This is a genomic window from Lysinibacillus fusiformis (assembly GCF_002845985.1).
Lineage (GTDB): Bacteria > Bacillota > Bacilli > Bacillales_A > Planococcaceae > Lysinibacillus > Lysinibacillus fusiformis_D.
Genome location: NZ_PDFK01000001.1, coordinates 370202 through 389584 on the forward strand (window position 1 = coordinate 370202; position 19383 = coordinate 389584).

General features: G+C 37.7%; 19 protein-coding genes and 1 riboswitch. Of the genes, 3 read left to right on the forward strand and 16 right to left on the reverse strand.

The genetic code is table 11. From position 1 onward, the window contains the following. Positions 1 to 168: 168 nt before the first annotated feature. Positions 169 to 642, forward strand: a complete 474-nt coding sequence (locus CRI88_RS01940; protein ID WP_058843284.1) for a YbaK/EbsC family protein — start codon at positions 169 to 171, stop codon at positions 640 to 642. Between the two features lie 181 nt (positions 643 to 823). On the opposite strand, the gene CRI88_RS01945 is transcribed toward CRI88_RS01940, so the two are convergent. The 3 genes from CRI88_RS01945 to CRI88_RS01955 form a co-directional block, all read right to left on the reverse strand. Then, entirely contained in the window at positions 824 to 2077 is a 1254-nt protein-coding gene (locus CRI88_RS01945) for a glutathionylspermidine synthase family protein (RefSeq protein WP_058843283.1), read from the reverse strand. A 23-nt stretch (positions 2078 to 2100) separates the two neighbouring features. Then, on the reverse strand, positions 2101 to 2730 hold the full coding sequence (locus CRI88_RS01950) for a hypothetical protein (RefSeq protein WP_058843282.1): 630 nt from the start codon (positions 2728 to 2730) through the stop codon (positions 2101 to 2103). Between the two features lie 134 nt (positions 2731 to 2864). Continuing rightward, positions 2865 to 3914: a DUF418 domain-containing protein gene (locus CRI88_RS01955; RefSeq protein WP_058843281.1), complete on the reverse strand. Its 1050-nt coding sequence runs from the start codon at positions 3912 to 3914 to the stop codon at positions 2865 to 2867. Positions 3915 to 4094: 180 nt separating this feature from the next. On the opposite strand from CRI88_RS01955, the gene CRI88_RS01960 reads away from it, so the two are divergent. Continuing rightward, the gene (locus CRI88_RS01960; protein ID WP_082673680.1) at positions 4095 to 4358 is read left to right on the forward strand and encodes a Parvovirus coat protein VP1-like protein; all 264 of its coding nucleotides are present in this window, start codon (positions 4095 to 4097) and stop codon (positions 4356 to 4358) included. Positions 4359 to 4394: 36 nt separating this feature from the next. Here CRI88_RS01960 and CRI88_RS01965 read toward each other — a convergent pair whose 3' ends face one another. The 3 genes from CRI88_RS01965 to CRI88_RS01975 form a co-directional block, all read right to left on the reverse strand. After that, a complete protein-coding gene (locus CRI88_RS01965; RefSeq protein WP_058843280.1) occupies positions 4395 to 5165 on the reverse strand; it encodes a GNAT family N-acetyltransferase in 771 nt (256 codons plus the stop codon). Between the two features lie 230 nt (positions 5166 to 5395). Continuing rightward, positions 5396 to 5899 carry a pyridoxamine 5'-phosphate oxidase family protein gene (locus CRI88_RS01970; RefSeq protein WP_231744963.1) on the reverse strand — a complete coding sequence of 168 codons (504 nt, stop codon included), beginning with the start codon at positions 5897 to 5899 and terminating at the stop codon, positions 5396 to 5398. A gap of 157 nt (positions 5900 to 6056) precedes the next feature. Then, a complete protein-coding gene (locus tag CRI88_RS01975) occupies positions 6057 to 6920 on the reverse strand; it encodes an AraC family transcriptional regulator (protein WP_058843279.1) in 864 nt (287 codons plus the stop codon). Positions 6921 to 7122: 202 nt separating this feature from the next. Between CRI88_RS01975 and CRI88_RS01980 the strand changes: the two genes are divergently transcribed. Continuing rightward, positions 7123 to 7509, forward strand: coding sequence for an NUDIX hydrolase (locus tag CRI88_RS01980; protein WP_231744961.1), 387 nt, complete (start codon positions 7123 to 7125; stop codon positions 7507 to 7509). Positions 7510 to 7553: 44 nt separating this feature from the next. Here the strand turns inward: CRI88_RS01980 and CRI88_RS01985 are convergent, their stop codons facing one another. The 10 genes from CRI88_RS01985 to resB all read right to left on the reverse strand — a co-directional run bounded on the left by CRI88_RS01985 (position 7554) and on the right by resB (position 19371). Beyond that, positions 7554 to 7739 carry a sporulation protein Cse60 gene (locus tag CRI88_RS01985; protein ID WP_036127831.1) on the reverse strand — a complete coding sequence of 62 codons (186 nt, stop codon included), beginning with the start codon at positions 7737 to 7739 and terminating at the stop codon, positions 7554 to 7556. An 81-nt stretch (positions 7740 to 7820) separates the two neighbouring features. Then, positions 7821 to 9155: a type I glutamate--ammonia ligase gene (gene glnA / locus CRI88_RS01990; RefSeq protein WP_036127833.1), complete on the reverse strand. Its 1335-nt coding sequence runs from the start codon at positions 9153 to 9155 to the stop codon at positions 7821 to 7823. Positions 9156 to 9344: 189 nt separating this feature from the next. Beyond that, positions 9345 to 10691: a sodium-dependent transporter gene (locus tag CRI88_RS01995; RefSeq protein ID WP_036127836.1), complete on the reverse strand. Its 1347-nt coding sequence runs from the start codon at positions 10689 to 10691 to the stop codon at positions 9345 to 9347. Between the two features lie 185 nt (positions 10692 to 10876). Then, positions 10877 to 11464: an ECF transporter S component gene (locus CRI88_RS02000; protein ID WP_058843277.1), complete on the reverse strand. Its 588-nt coding sequence runs from the start codon at positions 11462 to 11464 to the stop codon at positions 10877 to 10879. Between the two features lie 219 nt (positions 11465 to 11683). Then, positions 11684 to 11871: riboswitch (FMN riboswitch) on the reverse strand. A gap of 156 nt (positions 11872 to 12027) precedes the next feature. Beyond that, positions 12028 to 13308: a hypothetical protein gene (locus CRI88_RS02005; protein WP_058843276.1), complete on the reverse strand. Its 1281-nt coding sequence runs from the start codon at positions 13306 to 13308 to the stop codon at positions 12028 to 12030. Further along, the gene (sigX, locus tag CRI88_RS02010) at positions 13305 to 13838 is read right to left on the reverse strand and encodes an RNA polymerase sigma factor SigX (RefSeq protein WP_036127894.1); all 534 of its coding nucleotides are present in this window, start codon (positions 13836 to 13838) and stop codon (positions 13305 to 13307) included. The genes CRI88_RS02005 and sigX overlap by 4 nt, the downstream gene beginning before the upstream one ends. Positions 13839 to 13916: 78 nt before the next feature. Next, positions 13917 to 15692, reverse strand: coding sequence for an ATP-binding protein (locus CRI88_RS02015; protein ID WP_058843275.1), 1776 nt, complete (start codon positions 15690 to 15692; stop codon positions 13917 to 13919). Beyond that, positions 15685 to 16401, reverse strand: coding sequence for a response regulator transcription factor (locus CRI88_RS02020; RefSeq protein WP_004232215.1), 717 nt, complete (start codon positions 16399 to 16401; stop codon positions 15685 to 15687). The genes CRI88_RS02015 and CRI88_RS02020 overlap by 8 nt, the downstream gene beginning before the upstream one ends. Before the next feature lie 115 nt (positions 16402 to 16516). Further along, positions 16517 to 17698 carry a c-type cytochrome biogenesis protein CcsB gene (gene ccsB, locus CRI88_RS02025; RefSeq protein WP_036127900.1) on the reverse strand — a complete coding sequence of 394 codons (1182 nt, stop codon included), beginning with the start codon at positions 17696 to 17698 and terminating at the stop codon, positions 16517 to 16519. Continuing rightward, positions 17695 to 19371, reverse strand: coding sequence for a cytochrome c biogenesis protein ResB (gene resB / locus CRI88_RS02030; protein WP_036127902.1), 1677 nt, complete (start codon positions 19369 to 19371; stop codon positions 17695 to 17697). The genes ccsB and resB overlap by 4 nt, the downstream gene beginning before the upstream one ends. Positions 19372 to 19383: the final 12 nt, after the last annotated feature.

A 19383-nucleotide genomic window follows, 5' to 3' on the forward strand; every position in this document is an offset into this window, starting at 1 on the left:
AAATTATGCTAAAATTAAATTTATCTTGATTTAACGACTTCTTTTGTTTTTACAAAAAAACAGAAAAGTCCCTCTTTAAAGGGAGAGGAGCTTTTGAAGAACAAGCTCGAATGAATCAGGACACCATTATGACGAGGCGTCATTGATAAAAGTAGGAGGAGTGTACATATGGCGATTGAAAAAGTACGTAGTCATTTAGCAAAATGGCATGTTGAGCACAAAATACAAGAGCTGGAAGAAAGCTCAGCGACTGTTGAATTAGCAGCGCAGGCCCTTGGCTGTGAGCCCGAACGCATCGCAAAATCATTATCTTTTCTTGTGAATGATGGCGCGGTATTAATTGTTGCTGCAGGGGATGCTAAAATCGATAATGCAAAATATAAAGCAATGTTTGGTACAAAGGCAAAGATGCTATCCAAGGACGATGTGGAGACGATGATTGGTCATGATGTCGGAGGTGTTTGCCCTTTTGGTGTGAACGAAGGTGTAGCCATTTATTTAGATGAATCTCTGAAACGTTTTACCACTGTTTTTCCTGCATGTGGTAGCAGCAATTCTGCCATTGAGGTAACGATTTCAGAACTCGAAACGTATGCCCCCTATAAAGAATGGATTGATGTCTGTAAAGGCTGGAATGAATAAGGACTAAACGATGAGGCTAGGACATAACTCATTTTATTGAGAAAAAGCAAAAAATGAATGTTATTTTTGTAATTTATTAAAGTATATGTGTTCTAATAACGCAAAAAAATGTTAGACCAAACTTGTAAATGGTCTAACATTTTTTCTTTTGTCCCAGCCTCCTTCTACAAAACTAGATTTGTTAGTCCCTATAACCCACAGCTAGCCAATGTGAATCCCATTCTGTTATTTGATTACCGACACGACAGCTTAAACCACATGCTCGATTGTCAGCAACAAATGAACCTATTAGCCATTTTTTAGTCTGATATCCTTCTTTTAATTGAATTGTCATGCTAGGCATCTCCACATACTGTTGGAAAATAAATAAATTATCATCATAATGTGTGGATATGGAGGCATTTATTTTCTGCCCACTTGCTGCGTAAATTTCTACTGTATTTCCTTCCCGAGAATAAACAGGCTTCTTCACATAAGGAAGATTATTACGAATAAACGGCTCAGCTGAAAGATAGGTTGGTAGCATATATTGCTGAATAGCTACCCGTTCCTCAGCGGTAAAGAGTAAAGGATCGTTTCTCCGCTCCCATATTAACCACAATAAGATTTTCGATTGTAATACATAAGCAGCAGGCGGATTAATGATAGCTAACTGTCGTTTTTTGACAAGTTCTAACAAATGCAGCCCAATGCGATCACCATCTGATGCTACATCATCCATTAAAAACTCTACAGGATGTGCAGGTCGAAATAATATATCGATTTTCTCCATTGCAGGTGTATAAAGACCTTGTACTATATGTGGTGTATCACTAGTAAATATGATGAGATCCTGGATAGGTACATACTCAATATCAAAAGGAATACAGCGCTTAATAAACTGTACCTGGCAATACTCCTCATAATCCTCTTTGGCTGCTTTACCCGTGATGACAACCTTTGGCTTTTTAACATTATGTAAATATTGCATAGCAGCAAAAAGCGCACCTGACAATGTTTTTTGTAAAGCTATTATATCATTTGGATTGTTATAGCCAAGATGCTGACAAAGTGCCTCATTTATCTCGAAGGTTTCTTGTACAAGGAACGGTGTTTCTCCATTCAACTCTAGACATTTAATGTGGCCCTCCTCTGTACAAACAAAGTCAAATCGCGCCAAAACAGATTGCTGTTGTAAATAGTCTAATTGAATATACGGTATCATTTCAGGGCGAATCCCTAACGCTAAAAGTTGATCAATCGACAAATGCTTAAATTGTTTCCCTACTTTTAAAAAGATGCGCCAAAGTATTTGTGTTGCGTAGTGAAGTTGATCGATCTGCTGCTTTGGCAATTCTAAGACATCATATAGCGCATACTCTAAATCCTCAAAGTCAGGAAAAAAGTCTGGGAATTTTGAATAGAACGCTTGCCGTTGTTGTGTATGATTCATCATGTTATTTGCTCCCTTTCCACACTTTATGAGGAGGACGAGCCGCCACGGGATGCTCCACCTGAACCAAAACCAGATTTTCCTGTGCTGGAGGAGGAGCTATTAGTGTAGGAGTTCGTGCTTTTTGATGAACTGTCTGTTGAATAAGAGCGTTGTCCACTCGAATAAGTATTTGAACCATTTGAAGTTGTATCAGCCTTATTTTGTGAACTGTTCGTAATACCATTTGTAGATTTATTATTTGCATTACCACTTTGTGTCGATCGCGGTACTGCAGAACCGCCACCATTTTGCTCATTTCGATCTGTGCCATTTTTTAAATTACGACTTTTATAAATAGCACTTCCAATCATTGCTCCAGCAGTTGCATACATAAGCCCATTAAAGAAATGCTGTGCATAGTAAGGAGAATTTTCATCAAGGCATTCATAGGAGCCATCGTCCCCTTCTTGCCATTCATCACAGGCATCTGCCATTTCACTATTATAAACACTTGCTATCTCTTCATTTGTGTTTCCTTGACCTTGATCTTCCGTTACTAGGGTAGACGTAGAAGAAGCTACTGTCTGTGTTTCGCTATTGCCACATGCTGCTAATTGCACAGCCATAAAAGATGCTGTTGTCACAGCCATATATTTTTTCATTTGCTTTGCCATATTATAAACGCTCCTTTATTTCTGTTCTCTAGTTTACGATTGTCTATCATGATAGGTTTCACTTTTACAAAAACATACAATTAATTTTAACAAAAAAATCCCAAACCGTATGCATGTTTGGGATTTCCAGAGTTTTATGATTGCTTTGTCACAGTTTTTTTGCCGTAAGTCATAAATCGCCATAGCTTTTCGAATGGTCCAATTGAAAAGAATTTAAACCAAATCACACTAAAAATAATTTGAATGATAAAAGTAATGCTCGCGATGATTACTATTTCTGATGGTGAAACGACTTGTAAGCCCATTAACGAAATGATAGCCGTCCCAATAAAGCTTTGTGCCAAATAGTTTGTAAACGCCATTTGTCCTACACGTCCAATTGGTTGAAGCAGCTTCGCTATTTGTTTATTTTCTAATAGTAAAAATAAACAGCTTAAATAAAAATAGGTTGTTGGCACAACTCCTAAGCCAATAATTGATTGGATTTGTTGGTCATCTGCTTGTGATGCGAACCAAATCCATAGAGAAAATCCAATAAAGAATGGACATGTACTATAAAGCACTCTTTTTATTTTTTGAGCATGCTCACTAATATGGCCAACCCAACCAGCTTTTGCAACTAAAAAACCACTTAAAAACATGATAAAAATCGCTACGGCATCATTGCCTAATAAGCCATAAATAGCTGATAAAACAGCATTATTTGGCATATACATTTGACCTAGGATAACAAGAATATGAAGTGAAATGATGGTAAATAACCATTTACTAATAGTTGAAATCTTGACAGAGTAAAATGGTAGCAATAAAAATCCAATCACCGCATAAATGGCTAAGATGGAACCCCAAAATAGAAAAATATGAATAATGCCAATCAATAATAGGGCCAATAAACGTCTAGCAAAACGCTTTCTTGGTTTATCCCCACGAGCTTCTGCACGTGAAGCAAAAATATAAAAGCCAACGCCAAACAGAAATGAAAAGATAGAGAAGAATTTCTTTTCAATGAAAATATCAATAAGTGAATCAATGATGCCATTGATACCACTCATATCAGGCATAGGACCTCCCTCTATGAGGACCACATAGGCACCTACATTAATAAATAAAATACCGAATAACGCTAATCCTCGAATAATGTCTAAGGAAACGATACGTTCCTTTTGTGTAACAGATGGATTCATGTTGAATTAACTCCTTATCTTTTATGCTATAGCTAGCATAACTCCCCATCCTTACAGCTATTTTTTTTAAAGCTTACAGGAACCTTACAAATCAAAAATAGTCTTATAGTTTTTCATCCGCTTCTTCAAAAAAATGTTTCATATTTTATAGTAAAAACATCGTAAAGAGAGGTTTAACAGATGAATAGAAATCGCAAGCTCGGTTTTTGTTATCCTGGTTATCGATACTGTGGACCTGGTTGCTCAGGACCAGGTGAGCCTACGAATGCTGTGGATAGTTGCTGTAAATTGCATGATGAATGCTATGCACGCCATGGTAGCACAAAGTTCTGTGATGAATTGTTTCAACAATGCCTCCGCCCCCATATGAATGCAAATCATAAAATGGCTAGAGATGCCCGTTTGTTTTATCGCGTTTTCGAATTACGTCATCGATTTTTTTAACAATGACGCTCACGATGTTTTTGCAAACAGCGTGGGCTACTTCTTTGTATAAATAGCATATTTTTGCGGAGTCGTAAAACCAAGCTTTGTGCCTAGATAAATAGATGCGGTATTTGACACATCACAATCCCAGCAAGGCTTTAGCTGGTTGGCAAGACAATGATCGATAAAAATGTGGGCAATCCTGCCGGCCAATCCTTGCCCCCTAAAATTCGAATCTGTCATAATATCAATTTCTGCAAAATCATTTGATTTAAAAATAGAGACAGCTTCACTAACGATTTGCTCTTGCTGCACTAAGCAATAGCCAAAACCATTTTCAAGGAAATTAGCTGTTGAATCCCAATATTCATCGTAGTAAGCATAGGTAAACGCCTGTGCATTTTTTATATGATGACGAGTAATAGGCATAACCTCAAAATTGGGTACTTCCCGCTCCTCTCTAGAATCATACAAACCTTCATCGAAAGTAAAGGTATAGCGCTCTAATTTTCGAAGTTGATCATGTAGCAGTTGTTCAATTTTAATATTCCACTGTTCTGAATAAGAAAATAAGGTAAAACGTTTCTTTTGCTCTATAGACTGTTGAAAACAACAGACAAGCTGATCGTCAAGTACCGTATGAATTGAATCGCCAGCTACAAAATAGATTCCTGATTTTGTTTGAAATAATAATGTTTGTAAATTCTCTGTGTCTGTATAGACCGTACCTTCTATTAATTGATCTAGTATACTATACACAAATGTCGGGGCTCTTTTAATGGTTTGTTTAATAATCGGGTAATGAGCCTCTATAACTTTCATCATGCTACCTCCTCCTGTTATTTCTATTCTCTTATAATAATAGATAAATTTAGTTAAAGGGACTGAATGATGCGCAGATAGCCATATTTTGCATCCAATATCACGAAAATCTTGGGGGGAAAAGTGGATGCTGGAAAAAATTAAATTTTACTTTGCTGGCTAACTATATGCTTTAGCGAAATCAAATTTAAAAGCTAAGAATGATAGAATTCGACCATTCTTAGCTTCTTCATTTAGTGATACATGCCGTGATTAATTTTCCCTGTTAACTTCTCTATTTGTACTTCAAACAACTCAATTTTAGGCAGAATCGGATAGCCTTCCTTTTCAAATGTCCATGCAGGATTGCCATACTTCTCAAGCAGTGCATCAAAGAACCATTCTTTCTTCGACTCCTCCTCAATGCGTACGACCTGTCCAAACAACACCACGCTTTGATACACAAGTGCAGATTGACAGGCATATTTTTTCCCTGGATGTAAATCACCCATCTCACTCACTTCGATACAGATTTTAGGATTTTGTTTAATATTTGACCAAAAATGACTTTCTCGAATATTACCAATATGCAAATATAGTTTATCTTCTCCCTCATATACATAGACAAACGGAATAACGTATGGAAAACCTCCCTCATCAACCGTTGCAACATGCGCTACTTGCCCTACTTTTAAGAAATGCTGTGCTTCCTCTTGTGAAATTTCTACACGCTTGTTTTGAATCGTACCTCTCATCATACTTTAACCCCCTCATGAAAATATATCACGATTAACTCAATCGTTTATTTTAAACATACATATATTTTACATCTTTAACACACCTAAAAAAAGGATAAATTTTCTTTTGAATAATAAAAGCCAAGAATGCTTAATCCATGCATTCTTGGCTTTGTTGTTATTTAATTGGAATCCAAATTTCAGAATAGGAGTCAGGACTATAGGCATCCTCTTCAGGATAAACCTCAAGTTCCGCTGTTCCTGCTGGTTCGTATGGATTGGACGGGAACCACTCTGAATAAATTTGCTTCCACGTATTTTGCATCGCATCTGGCATAGGGCCATGTACTTCAAAGACAACCCATTTGGAGGCAGGTACTTCCATTGTTAATAGATCTTCTCCTACTTCCCCTACATGATCTGTAGCAATCCAGTAATCAATGAAACCCTTTTGTCCTTGGTTTGTATTTGGTACACAAACACCTAGTACTCCATTGATATTACCATTATTTAATTGGTATAGTTGATGGTCGAAGCCACTTTGATTTACCTCTTGCCAAAATAGAGGAATTTCTCGTGTGTTCTCCCCGTCTTGACAGTTGTACGTTCTTTTCACTCCAACAATTTGAAACTTTTCTTTTTCTACGATTTTATACTTCATTGGTTCTGCTCCCTTCAAGTTTACCTGGATGACCAGGCGATTGTATGATTGTAATGGCCCTTGTTTCTTTCTTGCTTCACTAGGCGTTATATGGTGCTGCTTACGAAACGCTTTTGTAAAAGCTTCAGGAGTTTCATAGCCATATTTGTAGGCGAGATCGATTATTTTTTGTTCCGTGCCTATTAATTCTTGTGCAGCTAATGTCAATCTTCTTCGTCGCAGATAATCAGCAATGGACATATCCGTCAAAATTGCAAACGTGCGTTGAAAATGAAAGACAGATGAATTAACCTCCTGTGCAATCTGTTCAATCGTAATGTCCTCTAATAAATGATCCTCCATAAAATTAATGGCCTTTTGAATCGACTCAATCCAACTCATTGCTTTCACTCCTTGATTCCATCATAAAATAGATATTGCTGTATAACCTGTCTTTTTATGCTAACTTTGGACAGGTTAAAAGGGAAGTATTTTCCCGACGATTCTCCCTACTTATTTTCACCCTCCACCCTACACATATTTACAACTACGTTCTTTAATAGGTAAATTAAGTATAAATAGAAATGAAATGGAGGTTTTTCTCTTGGGAAAATGGCAAGGTGCTGCTGCTATTTGTTTGAACGATAACAATCAATTATTAATGGTTTTACAAGGAACGGTGGAAGAAGAAAAAACGTGGGCTGTTCCATCAGGTGGTAAAGAAGCAGCGGAAGATTTTAAGGCTTGCTGTATTCGAGAGGTTTATCAAGAAACGGGCTATATAGTAGCTATTCTAAAAGAAATTTATTGTAAGCAGAATGAAGCTGTGGAAGTTCATTACTTTGAAACAGTTATGATTGACGGACAAATGATGATTCATGATCCTGACGAATTAATTTATGACATTGCTTGGCAATCAAAAAATGAAGTGGCCCAATTGTCATTAACTTTTCCAGAAGATCGTGCCTTTCTTTTATCTTTATTTCAATAAAAAAGTCACGTCTTAATGACATGACTCATCTCAAGTACATATTGCTAATCGTTTTGTTGATAAATAATTAAAGCAGAATGGATGACTGTCTGTTCGCCAATATAGAGCGTATTGTATTTGATATCAAGTATTAAAAAGCTTCTTAAATCTACTAAAGCCCGGTTAATGTCATGTTCAAATTGCACAATATCATTGTTTTGAATGGTCACAACCTGGGTCGTTTGTGTCATTGCCCACACTCCTTTTCTCTAATAATAGATGAAAAGAAAGGAAATGTAAAAGTGTTGGAGCCAAAACAGCTCCAACGCTTTTTAGTACATCGTTAAATACTCCTCACGTTCCCAGTTGTGGACGCGTGTGCGATATTTATTCCACTCAATTTCTTTGGCGACTGTAAATTTATCATAAATATGATCGCCTAGTGCATTACGAACAATGGTATCCATCTCTAATTCAATCAACGCATATTCTAATGAGGAAGGTAAGCTATCAATTCCGTTCAACTCTCGCTCTCCTGCTGTCATTTTATAAATATTACGATCTACTGCTGCAGGTGGCGTTAAATCTTTCCGTATACCATCAAGTCCAGATGCTAAAATAACAGCCATTGCTAAGTATGGATTTGCAGCTGGATCAACTGAACGCAATTCAATTCGAGTAGATAGTCCACGAGCTGCTGGAATACGAATTAGTGGTGAACGGTTTTGAGCAGACCACGCGACATAACAAGGAGCCTCATAGCCAGGCACTAGCCGTTTATAGGAATTAACAAGTGGATTCGTAATAGCGGTAAAGCCGTGTACATGCTTTATAATCCCTGCCATAAAACTACGTGCCGTTGCACTTAATTGTAAGTCTGCATGTTCATCATAGAAGGCATTTTTATCACCCTCGAATAATGATAAATTAAAATGCATTCCTGAGCCGTTTACACCGAATAATGGCTTCGGCATAAATGTTGCATGGAGACCATGCTGTGCAGCAATGGTTTTTACGACTAACTTAAACGTTTGTATGTTATCACATGCCTCAATGGCACTAGCATACTTAAAATCAATTTCATGCTGACCAGGTGCGACTTCATGATGGGAGGCTTCAATTTCAAAGCCCATTCCCTCTAACTCTAAAACGATATCACGACGACAATTCTCTCCCAAATCTGTCGGTGCTAAATCGAAGTAGCCTCCACTATCATTTAACTCTAGTGTTGGATGCCCCTTATCATCCAGTTTGAATAAGAAGAACTCTGGCTCTGGCCCTAAATTAAAGGAAGTAAAGCCTAACTCCTCCATTTCCTTTAAAACACGTTTCAAATTGGAGCGCGGATCTCCTTCAAACGGCGTTCCATCTGGTCTGGCAATATCACAAATAAAACGAGCCACCTTGCCTTTCTCAGCAGTCCAAGGAAAAATCACGAATGTATCAAAGTCAGGCTTTAAATACATATCAGATTCCTCTATACGCACAAAACCTTCAATGGATGAACCATCAAACATGACTTTATTATCTAATGCTTTTTCTAACTGACTGACAGGGACTTCCACATTTTTGATTGTTCCTAATATATCTGTAAATTGTAGGCGAATAAATTTCACATTTTCTTCCTTTACTCGGCGTATAATATCTTCTTTTGTGTAATGTTTCATTCTTCACCACTCCAATGTAAATTTAGTTAACATACGTTTTTATAACTGTTCTTAAAATACATGAAAATTGAAATTCACGCAATAGATATGTTAGGTTTTATAACATAGTTTTTTTAGAATATATTTATCTTGATTTTCGATGCATAAAAAAAGTGTATCCATTTCCACAATGGATACACTTTTTTTATTTTAATATTGTAATAGCATATTAATGAACACAACTAGAATAACGATCGGTACAACGACTAACATTAACATACGATATGTTGCATAATAGCCCTGCCCTAAGTGACTACCCATTAACAGTTCTTTCCTTACAAATTCCTTATCCACTATGTGGGCAATAAAAATAGCAATGAATAAATTTCCTAATGGCAGCATTATATTCGACACTAAAAAATCAGTGGCATCAAAAATACTTTTCTCAAAAATGGTTACATCCGATAAAACACTAGAAGAAAGTGCCGCTGGAATAGCCGCAATCAATACGACTACACCAAGTAAAAGCGTCCACATCGGACGAGATTTCTGACTATGTTCCATAAATGCCGCTACGATAATCTCATATAAACTAAATGATGACGTTAATGTAGCAAATAAAAATAGCAATAAAAACATCGCTAAAAATAATTCTCCAAACGGCATTTGACTAAAAGCTGTCGGCAGCACCATGAACAACAAGCCCGGTCCCGCGGCTGGCTCTAAATCAAAGGCAAACACAACAGGGAAGATTGCTAAACCCGCTAAAAATGATACAAGCACGGTTAAGAGCACAACAGAACCTGCTGAATTTGGAAGGCTGACATCTTTTTTTAGATAGGAACTATATGTAACAAGACAAGAAAATCCTACAGCTAATCCAAAGAATGATTGCCCTAACGCTTCTAATAATGCCCTACCAGTAATATTTGAGAAATCAGGCCATAAGAAGAATTTCACTCCCTCCATTGCGCCATCTAATGTAACAGCACGCACAACCAGAACAATGAACATCACAAAGAGTAACGGCATCATCCATTTATTCGCCTTTTCAATACCATTTTGTACACCTAATGAAATAACGAGTACGTTAGCTAATGTAAACAAAGCTAAACCTACTAGCGTAATCCAAGGTGTACCTATAATTTTTCCAAATAGTGCAGCTGGATCAATCGCAGGATCTATCACAGCACCAGCGACGCCTAGCCCGCTGTAAATAAAAATCCAACCTCCAACAACACTATAAAATGTTAATAATAAAAAACAACCTAGCACACCCATTCGGCCAATCCAAGCCCATCCTGGTTTTGTCGGAGCAACCTTTTTATACGCGGTTACCGCCTCCGATTGTGTACCACGCCCTAAAACATACTCGGACAATAGCATTGGCAACCCTATTAATAACGTAAATAACACAAAGATTAGGAAGAATGCACCTCCACCACTTTGCCCCGTTACATACGGTAGCTTCCAAATTGCTCCTAGTCCAATCGCAGCACCCGCTGATGCTAAAATAAATCCTAATTTACTAGACCACTGTCCCTTTTTTTCACTCATCTCTTCAAACTCCTCAAACTTTCTAAACTCCCCTCTATTCTACATGAAAATGTGTTCTTCGACTAGATTATAATAATAAAGCACTAGAGCACGAGCATTTTCTACTACTTTTTTCTAATTTTATTCGTCCCATCACTTCTTCCTACAAAAAAACCTCGAGCTAACTACTCGAGGTTTATGGTCCATTATTTTGCTATATACATAGAGCGCTGGCGGTCGATCCATTTGCGCATTGTAGTAAATAAAAACGCCATAATAGCTGTTAATAAAATACCTTTTACAATATTAAATGGTAAAATCCCAGCGACGATCATTTTATAAAGGGAGTCACCTACAACAGGTTCCATACCAAGGAAATATGTGTACATCGGTAAAAATACAACATAGTTCAAAACGCTCATTCCTACTGCCATCACGACTGTTCCTGTCGCTAAACCTCCAACAAGACCAGCAGTCGTTTTAAAACGATTAAAAATAAAGCTAACTGGCAAAATAAATAAAATGCCTGTTGTAAAGTTGGCAATATGCCCTACTGGCACACCTGTTGGCGTACCCGAGAAAATCCAATCCAACACATTTTTAAATAATTCTACTAAAATACCAGCTACAGGTCCCATTGTGATGGCCGCTATTAATGCAGGCATATCACTAAAGTCCACTTCCAAAAATGCTGGGAACGGCGGTATTGGGAAATTAAAAAGCATTAATAAAAACGAAATACTGCTCAGCATACCAATCGTAATAAACGATTGAAGTTTAACATTTTTCTTCATAGAAAACTCTCTCCTCTTTGCTGATTCAATCTCGCAAGAAGAAAGGTGACGATCTTTCAATTGTTAGCATGAAAAAACCCTTATGCATTAAAAAGCACAAGGGAGAAAGGCATGACGAATAAGCGTCAATCTAAACTATTTTTTGAGCACTATTTTAAAAGCCATACAAAAAAAGCGCTCGGTCATAGTTCATTTCATAACAATGAATGACGATCGTACCTCCATCTTCTCCCATCCAGACTGTAACTGTCGGCCTTGGAATTTCACCAAGTCAGCCATGCAAATAAATTTGCACAGGTCGCGGGCTAAAGAGTTTTGCCTAAACCATTCGAGTTAATGAATAAACATTAACGGTTTAGCACTCTATTACCGCCGGTCGGGATTTTCACCCTGCCCCGAAGATGAATCACTATTATTTTATACTACAGTTTTACTATAAAGAATTATCAACAAAAAGTAAATAGTTCTGCTCAAAAAACCTATTAGACTTGTATGCATTGTAAAAAAAATGGAGCATCCTCACCGAACAGGAATGCTCCATTTCTTATTGTTATTTTCTTTGACTAAGGCATATATTGCTTATTTGGCCCTACAGGCTTTGGTAAAAACATTTTTAAATCAAAGCCCTCCCAGCTTTCTTGGACAACATTATTTAGGCGTAATTGTTGGTCAAAGCTAGCAGCCGTTAACATCATGGCCTCAATCAGTTGTGTGGCACGAATCGGTTCCATTGATGTTAAATCAAGCGGAAGATCAAATGTAACGACTACACCCTCTGCTTCCTCTGTGACCGTATATGATACGTTTTCAGGAACAACCGACACATAGACATCATCATTTTTATTTTTCATCAGTGTGAGCGCCTCTGTGACATTTGCAAATGTTTGACGGAAATCTGGTGATAAATATTCTGCACCTGTACCATCTTGATATATATAATAATTATAATGCTTGGCGTTCGTTAATGACATAGGTGGACTTGGCTCACCTTCTTGAGAAAACTCATAAGGTGTTCCATCTTCATTTTGAATCTCAACTTCTGTATATTCAGAATCAGAGAATGTATCCTCCAAAGTTCCTTTGTACTCATTGACAGTAGCAGAAGCAACATCATAGCTATTGTCCTTTGGCAACACATGGACAAGCTTATCATCCTTCTCCTTCAGCTCACCTTTGTAAGGATGGTAATCAGTAAATCCTTTAGCTTTCTCATCTATTTGAGGCGCGTATTTTTCATACATCTGTAAAGTAGAAGGTTTTTCTGTTCCAAAATCCGTTGCTACTCGCTCATTTGGTATCACATACGTCATTGGTACACTTTCCGCATCTCGCCCTGCTAAGCCAATACGGAAAACGACAGCATCTTTCACATCTTCCTCATAGACAGATGACCGTAAAGATAACATGCGCTCATGCTCTGCTACGATAGGAGATTGGAGTGCTTCGTCTTGCGTAGCAGCCTCCTTTGGAGAAAGATCTTCCTGTAAAGTAGAATAGGTAGCCGTATCGGCAGTACTAGCTTGATCTTTATGTCCAACATCATTATTCATGACCATTGAGCCTACAAGTATCGTTAACGCAAAAACTGCTGCAATGCTCATAAAAATTGGCATTTTACGAAGCTTAGATCGTGTTGTTCGTTCTTCTTGGATGGAGGAATTGCTTTGCTTTTGTTCATCCTCTTTTGGTTGTTGTATCGCTTCTTGAAGGTAACTGTTATCCTGCAAGCGAGCATCTGCCATTAACCGATTTAATATGTCCTCTTTTGAACGGTGGTCAGAAAGCTTAGGGGCATTGTTCAATACATGTTCAAGCTGCTCATCATCAAATGGCTTATGCGTCATTGCCGTTTCGCCTCCTGTTCTCTAATCGGCTGTAGCTGTTGCCTTAAAAATTTTATGGCTCGATGCTGGGTCGTTTTTACCTTAGCTTCTGTCCAATCTAATATTTGAGCAGTTTCTGCAATCGATAAATCCTGAAAATAGCGCATAATAATGACCATTTTTTGGTCGCCTGTACAGTTTTCCAGTGCTGACGCTACTTGCATAAATTCATCACTGGCCTGTAGCATATCTTCCGGTGATGGTGTGGTTGAATGGAGCTGTTCCGTTTCCCAGTCAAAGAAATCAAGTGAATGCTTCTGGCGTACAGCCTGCTTTCTAAAATGATCAATCGCTACATTTTTGGCAATAGCAAAAAGCCATGTTTTCTCACTACTATTACCTGCAAATTGATCATATGAGCGCAATACTCGTACATAAACTTCATGTGCTAAATCTTCAGCCAATGTACGGTTTTTTACTAAATATATTAAAAACTGGAACACGTCTTGGTGATATGCATCGTATAGTCGATGGAACACGGAGTCATTCAAAGCACTCCACCCCCGTTCTATAATATTTGTCGTCTTACATTCGTGAAAGTTACAGCCAATTAATAGCAATACATGTTATTAATCGAACGGTAAATAAAACGTGAAGGTCGTACCTTCTTTCAGCACACTGTCTACCATAATATTACCTGAGTGTGCCTTCACAATATTTCTTGCAATGGCTAAACCGAGACCCGTACCACCTTTTGAACGGGTGCGTGCCTTATCTGCTTTATAAAAACGTTCAAAGACATAAGGTAAGTCGTCATGAGGAATGCCGTGCCCTGTATCTTGAACAGATATTTTAGCGAATGTTGGTTCCTGCTCAACTTTTACAGTGACTGCTCCTTCATCCGTATGTCTAAGTGCATTATCTACTAGATTTGTGAGCACTTGTTCAATACGATCCTCATCGATATTAATCATGGCATCGTCATTAAATTCACTTTCAAACAATAGACGAACGTGTTTTTCCTTTGCAACCTGTGCAAATTTTTGAGTAATACGTTCGAATGTAGAATTAATCGGTAATTCATCTTTATACAGCGTCATATGTCCCGATTCCATGCGTGCTAAATCTAATAAATCTGTTACAAGACGCCCCATCCGCTTCGATTCATCATAAATGATTTTAGTAATCTCATTACGTTCTTCCTGATCCTGAATAAAATCATCATCCATTAATGCTTCAGAATATCCTTGCAGCATGGCAATTGGTGTCCGTAGCTCATGAGAGACATTGGCGATAAAATCGGATCGTAGTTTTTCTAAGCGATGTTGCTCAGTCATATCACGAATAACAGCCACAGCGCCACGTATCATGTCACCACTATAAAGAGGGCTAATAGTAAATGTATAGTAGTTACCATCCATTTCAATTTCCTCTTCTAGTTTATCCTCAAACATTAGCACATGATCAAGCATATGATACAGCTCTGGAGGAATAGGTTTAGCACTTTGTGAGCCTTTATTGACGAACCATTTTTGCATAAGTCGTTCAGCTGGTGGATTACTTAATAATATTGTAAGGTCACGGTTAAATGTAATAACTGCATCTGTCATAGATGTCAAAATATTTGAAAGTTGTTCATTTTCTTGATTGATGACCTCTAAGTTATGCTTTAATTGACGGCCCATTTGATTGAAGGCAACAGCAAGTTGACCAATTTCATCATTTTGAGTTGTTGGCATTTTCGCTTCAAAATTACCCTTCGCAATTTCAAAAGCCAACTCTCGCATTTTTCTAAGTGGTGACGTAATACGTGAGGAAAGGAAAAACGCGAAGAATGTCGTCAGCACAAATGCAATGAAAGCCGCCAAAAAAACAATTTTCGTTGTTTCCTTAGACGTTTTATGTAGTGCATCTGGGCTTTGATAGATGAAGACAGCTCCGTGTACTGCATTTTCAACATTTAATGGGAAACCTAGCACGACATAAGATTCCATTTTTTCTTGATCTGTCGAAGAAGGCATCATCATTTCTTTCGTAATAGGTTCATCTGATTGAAATACTTCTCGAAACGATTTATTGGCTAAAATGGTCTCTTGTATTTCTTTTTTGTTGACACCCTCCTGCATGGCAAAGGATACTTCAACATGATTGATTGCAATTAATGCATTGGTTCCTGTAGGTAAGATATCTTTTAATAATTCCGAAGTAGATTCCGCTGTTTCATTGTCATCCACTATACTTGCTACTGTTGCAGCTGTTTGCCGTAAAGATATTTCGGCTTGCTGCATATGATAGTTTTGAAGAAATTCAAGCATCAATACCGTGAAAACAAATAATACAAATGAAACGAGAAGCAATATGGTTACCCATAGCTTCCCGACAACACTATTCCATATTCTATTCATTGACAACCTCAAATTTGTATCCAACGCCCCAAACCGTCACAATCATTTTAGCAGCGTTTTCAGAAACTCGGTTGAGCTTTTCACGTAAACGTTTTACGTGTGTGTCAACTGTACGTAAATCACCAAAGAAGTCATAATGCCAAACCTCTTTTAGTAATTGTTCACGGTCAAATACTTTGTCTGGCGATTTTGCTAAGAAGTATAGTAATTCATACTCTTTCGGTGTTAAATTAACCTCAATGCCCTCTGCCGTTACACGGTGTGCATCATGATCGATCATTAAATGCTGGAACACTACTAAATCTTTTGAAGAAGAGGCATTTGTCGTTGGTGAGAAAGCCTGTGAACGACGTAAAATAGCCTTCACACGTAACACAACCTCACGAGGACTAAATGGCTTTACAATATAGTCATCTGCGCCAAGCTCAAAGCCTTGTACACGATTCGCTTCCTCGCCCTTTGCAGTTAATAAAATAATCGGCGTTGCTGCGCGTTCTCGAATTTCCGCACACACTTCTAGCCCGTCTTTTTCAGGCATCATAATATCAAGTAAAATACAGTGATACTCTTTTTCTAAAGATTTTTCGATCGCTTGTTCACCATTTTCTGCCTCGTCAACAAGGTATCCTTCTCGCTCTAGGTACATTTTTAATAATCGGCGAATACGATCCTCATCGTCTACTACTAATACTGAAATATTTTCTGACACTTTCACGATCCCTCTCTTCCAATCTTTCTCTAACTTCTATTGTACATGGTGTGACACATATTGAAAAGAAAAGAAAGCCTCTTCGCCACAGCGAAAAGGCTTGTTATTTTACAAGTTACGCGTAAGAGTGTAAACCTGCAAGAATTAAGTTAACAGCAATTAGGTTAAATAAAATAATTCCGAAACCAATTAATGCCAACCAAGCAGATTTTCGACCTTCCCAGCCTTTTGATAGACGTAAATGTAGGAATGCTGCGTAGAATAACCATGTAATAAGAGCCCATACTTCTTTTGGATCCCAACCCCAGAAACGACTCCAAGCAATTTGTGCCCAAATCATCGCAAAAATTAAAGCACCTAGGGTAAATACAGGGAATCCTATCAGCACCGAACGATAACCAACTTCATCTAATAATTGCAAATTAACGCGTTTAACAAGTGGTTGGAAAATGGCACTAATTCGACGACGAGCGATTAAACGAATTAATAAATACAAGATTGACCCTACCAATAATGACCAAAAAACAGTTGTTAATTTTTTGGCATTAATTAATGCAGGCATTTCTACTAGCGGTGACATACCATGTTCTTCAACTGCTTCATACTCATTCATACCGAAAATTGGCGGTAAATTGTAAATAATTTTACGAGTAGTTCCTTCTTTATCCACATAATTATAGCTAGACTCATAATCCATAGCACCGAATGTAGATGTCACTGCGACAAAACCAACTACTACTACAAGACAGTACATCACGGCTTCTAACCAAAAACGTTGTTTAGAAGGCTTTGTTAAATCGACTACTTTTAATAAATAAATGAGCCCTGCTACAGCACTAATGGCTAAAATAGATTGCCCTAATGCTGCTGTGATAACGTGTATCGTTAGCCAATGACTTTGTAACGATGGTACTAACGGACTTACTTCTTTCGGGAACATTGCTGCATAGGAGATGATTAATAATGCAACAGGCAATGCAACTAGCCCAAGTGCAGTCAAACGATAAATAAAATAAATTAAAATAAACGCGCCAACAATGAACATACCAAAGGCAGTCGTAAATTCAAACATATTACTTACTGGTGCATGTCCTGTATAGATCCAACGCGTAATAAAATAGCCTAGCTGTGATAAGAAACCAATAATGGTTACCACAATGGCAAGCTTGCCCCATTTGCCAGTATTTTTACCAGTAGCATTTGCTTGCTTAATTGAACCACCAAATAATAATGTTGCAACTAGATAAGCAATAAAAGCTACAAATAATAGGTTTCCACTTATGTCAATCAAACTCATAAGGTGTTGTCACCTTCCTTTTCTTTAATGCCACCATTCGTGGACTCTTCGCCAGCCTCATCTTTCTCTAACTGATCTTGATACGGAGGCAATGCAGCAAATGTTGTAACAGCATCTAAATCCTTTTTCATGCTGAACATATTTTTGTTAACATGGGCAGCCATTAACACACGGCCATCTGGTTCCACTTGAATCCATAAACGTCTGTGATTCCAGTAAGAACCAATAACAACACCAATCATAAAGATGACGCCCCCAACAAATAAGATAGGAATTGTACGATCTTTACGTACTGTAATACCTGACATATCACGCATTTCTGCTGCTGCAAATTTCATTCTGTATTTATTTTCACCAAGTGGCTCTAAAGGAGGTTGCATAATTTCAACAAAGCTCACTTCGCCTTCAGGTGTTTCTGGTGTTGTCATTTTAAATAAGAATGCTGGGTTATTTGGAATGGATGTTTTTGTTTGTGGCTCACCATTTTCAAATCCATCAAAATCTGGTGTATAAACAAGAATTTGAACGGAAGAACCATTACCTAAATCATATTCCTTTTTTGGGTTTGTTAAATCAATTTCCACCTTACCAAGTGATTGTTCAGTCGTTTTATTGATTAATTCGAAATTCATTTGCTTTAATTCATTTAAACGATAATCCATTTGGTAAAGCGCAAAGCCATCTTCCTTTAAAGGATGGTTTACACGAATGGAATAGTCTTTTACTTTTTCTAGATTATCTGTGTCACCTGGCAAAGCATCTTTAGGCTGCTTATATAGTGTAATATCTGTTTGGAAATTTTTCGCAACAACATTTACACCCTGCTTTACTTGCTCACCCTGTGGTTCATTATCATGTGTCTCTAAAACAAAATCATTGTTTTCAATGAAATAACCGTCCATGCCAGTAATCGCACGTGTCTCGCCCTCACGTACCCAGATTGATTCATCAACATAGAAACCTGGCACCAGACGTAGCATGACCCCACCTAAAAAGATAATGAGACCGACATGGTTTATGTACGGACCGTAACGAGAAAAGCGTCCTTTTTCAGCTAAGAGAGCGCTACCATCTCGACGAACAGAATATCTCATCTCAGACATTTTTTGTGCCACTTTATCAAGCGTTTCCTCTGCGCCTGCTGTCACTTGTCCTTCTGCAACAATGCGCTGACGCTTCATAAAGCTTTCATGTCTTTTCACACGTTGATTCTTCAATGATTTATAAAGTGGTATTCCCCGGTCAAGACTTGCCACAATAATGGATACAGCAAGCATACCAACTAAAATTTGGAACCACCACGAGCTATATAAATCTGAAAGGCCTAACGTATAATAAATTTTACCGAATGTACCATAAACGTCTGCGTAATAAGCTCCCTTCTCCAAATCAGAAGCTTTCACGTAAAACTCTTGTGGTAGTAATGTTCCGATTGAAGCAGCAATTAATGTGATAATAATTAAGGATATACCGACTTTAACACTTGAGAAGAAATTCCATATTTTATCAATAAATGACTTGTTATATGTTTTAGAGCGAATGGCCATACCATCGTAGCGCATATCAACTACTTTATTTTGCTGTTCTTCTTCGGTTAAAGGACGACCACATTTCTCACAAAGCTTCGTGCCGTATGGGTTACTATGACCGCAAGCACAAATGATTTTTTCCATCGTCATATACTC

Coding starts and splice junctions, on each gene's coding strand:
- CRI88_RS02015 (WP_058843275.1), bottom strand. CDS start 15,692: ATGAATAGAATATGGAATAGTGTTGTCGGGAAGCTATGGGTAACCATA.
- CRI88_RS01985 (WP_036127831.1), bottom strand. CDS start 7,739: ATGACACAAACGACCCAGGTTGTGACCATTCAAAACAATGATATTGTG.
- CRI88_RS01955 (WP_058843281.1), bottom strand. CDS start 3,914: ATGAATCCATCTGTTACACAAAAGGAACGTATCGTTTCCTTAGACATT.
- CRI88_RS01950 (WP_058843282.1), bottom strand. CDS start 2,730: ATGGCAAAGCAAATGAAAAAATATATGGCTGTGACAACAGCATCTTTT.
- CRI88_RS02000 (WP_058843277.1), bottom strand. CDS start 11,464: ATGAAGAAAAATGTTAAACTTCAATCGTTTATTACGATTGGTATGCTG.
- CRI88_RS01975 (WP_058843279.1), bottom strand. CDS start 6,920: ATGAGTTGGATTGAGTCGATTCAAAAGGCCATTAATTTTATGGAGGAT.
- CRI88_RS01965 (WP_058843280.1), bottom strand. CDS start 5,165: ATGATGAAAGTTATAGAGGCTCATTACCCGATTATTAAACAAACCATT.
- ccsB (WP_036127900.1), bottom strand. CDS start 17,698: ATGAGTTTGATTGACATAAGTGGAAACCTATTATTTGTAGCTTTTATT.
- CRI88_RS02005 (WP_058843276.1), bottom strand. CDS start 13,308: ATGACGCATAAGCCATTTGATGATGAGCAGCTTGAACATGTATTGAAC.
- CRI88_RS01945 (WP_058843283.1), bottom strand. CDS start 2,077: ATGATGAATCATACACAACAACGGCAAGCGTTCTATTCAAAATTCCCA.
- CRI88_RS01995 (WP_036127836.1), bottom strand. CDS start 10,691: ATGAGTGAAAAAAAGGGACAGTGGTCTAGTAAATTAGGATTTATTTTA.
- CRI88_RS01960 (WP_082673680.1), top strand. CDS start 4,095: ATGAATAGAAATCGCAAGCTCGGTTTTTGTTATCCTGGTTATCGATAC.
- resB (WP_036127902.1), bottom strand. CDS start 19,371: ATGGAAAAAATCATTTGTGCTTGCGGTCATAGTAACCCATACGGCACG.
- glnA (WP_036127833.1), bottom strand. CDS start 9,155: ATGAAACATTACACAAAAGAAGATATTATACGCCGAGTAAAGGAAGAA.
- CRI88_RS01970 (WP_231744963.1), bottom strand. CDS start 5,899: ATGATGAGAGGTACGATTCAAAACAAGCGTGTAGAAATTTCACAAGAG.
- CRI88_RS01940 (WP_058843284.1), top strand. CDS start 169: ATGGCGATTGAAAAAGTACGTAGTCATTTAGCAAAATGGCATGTTGAG.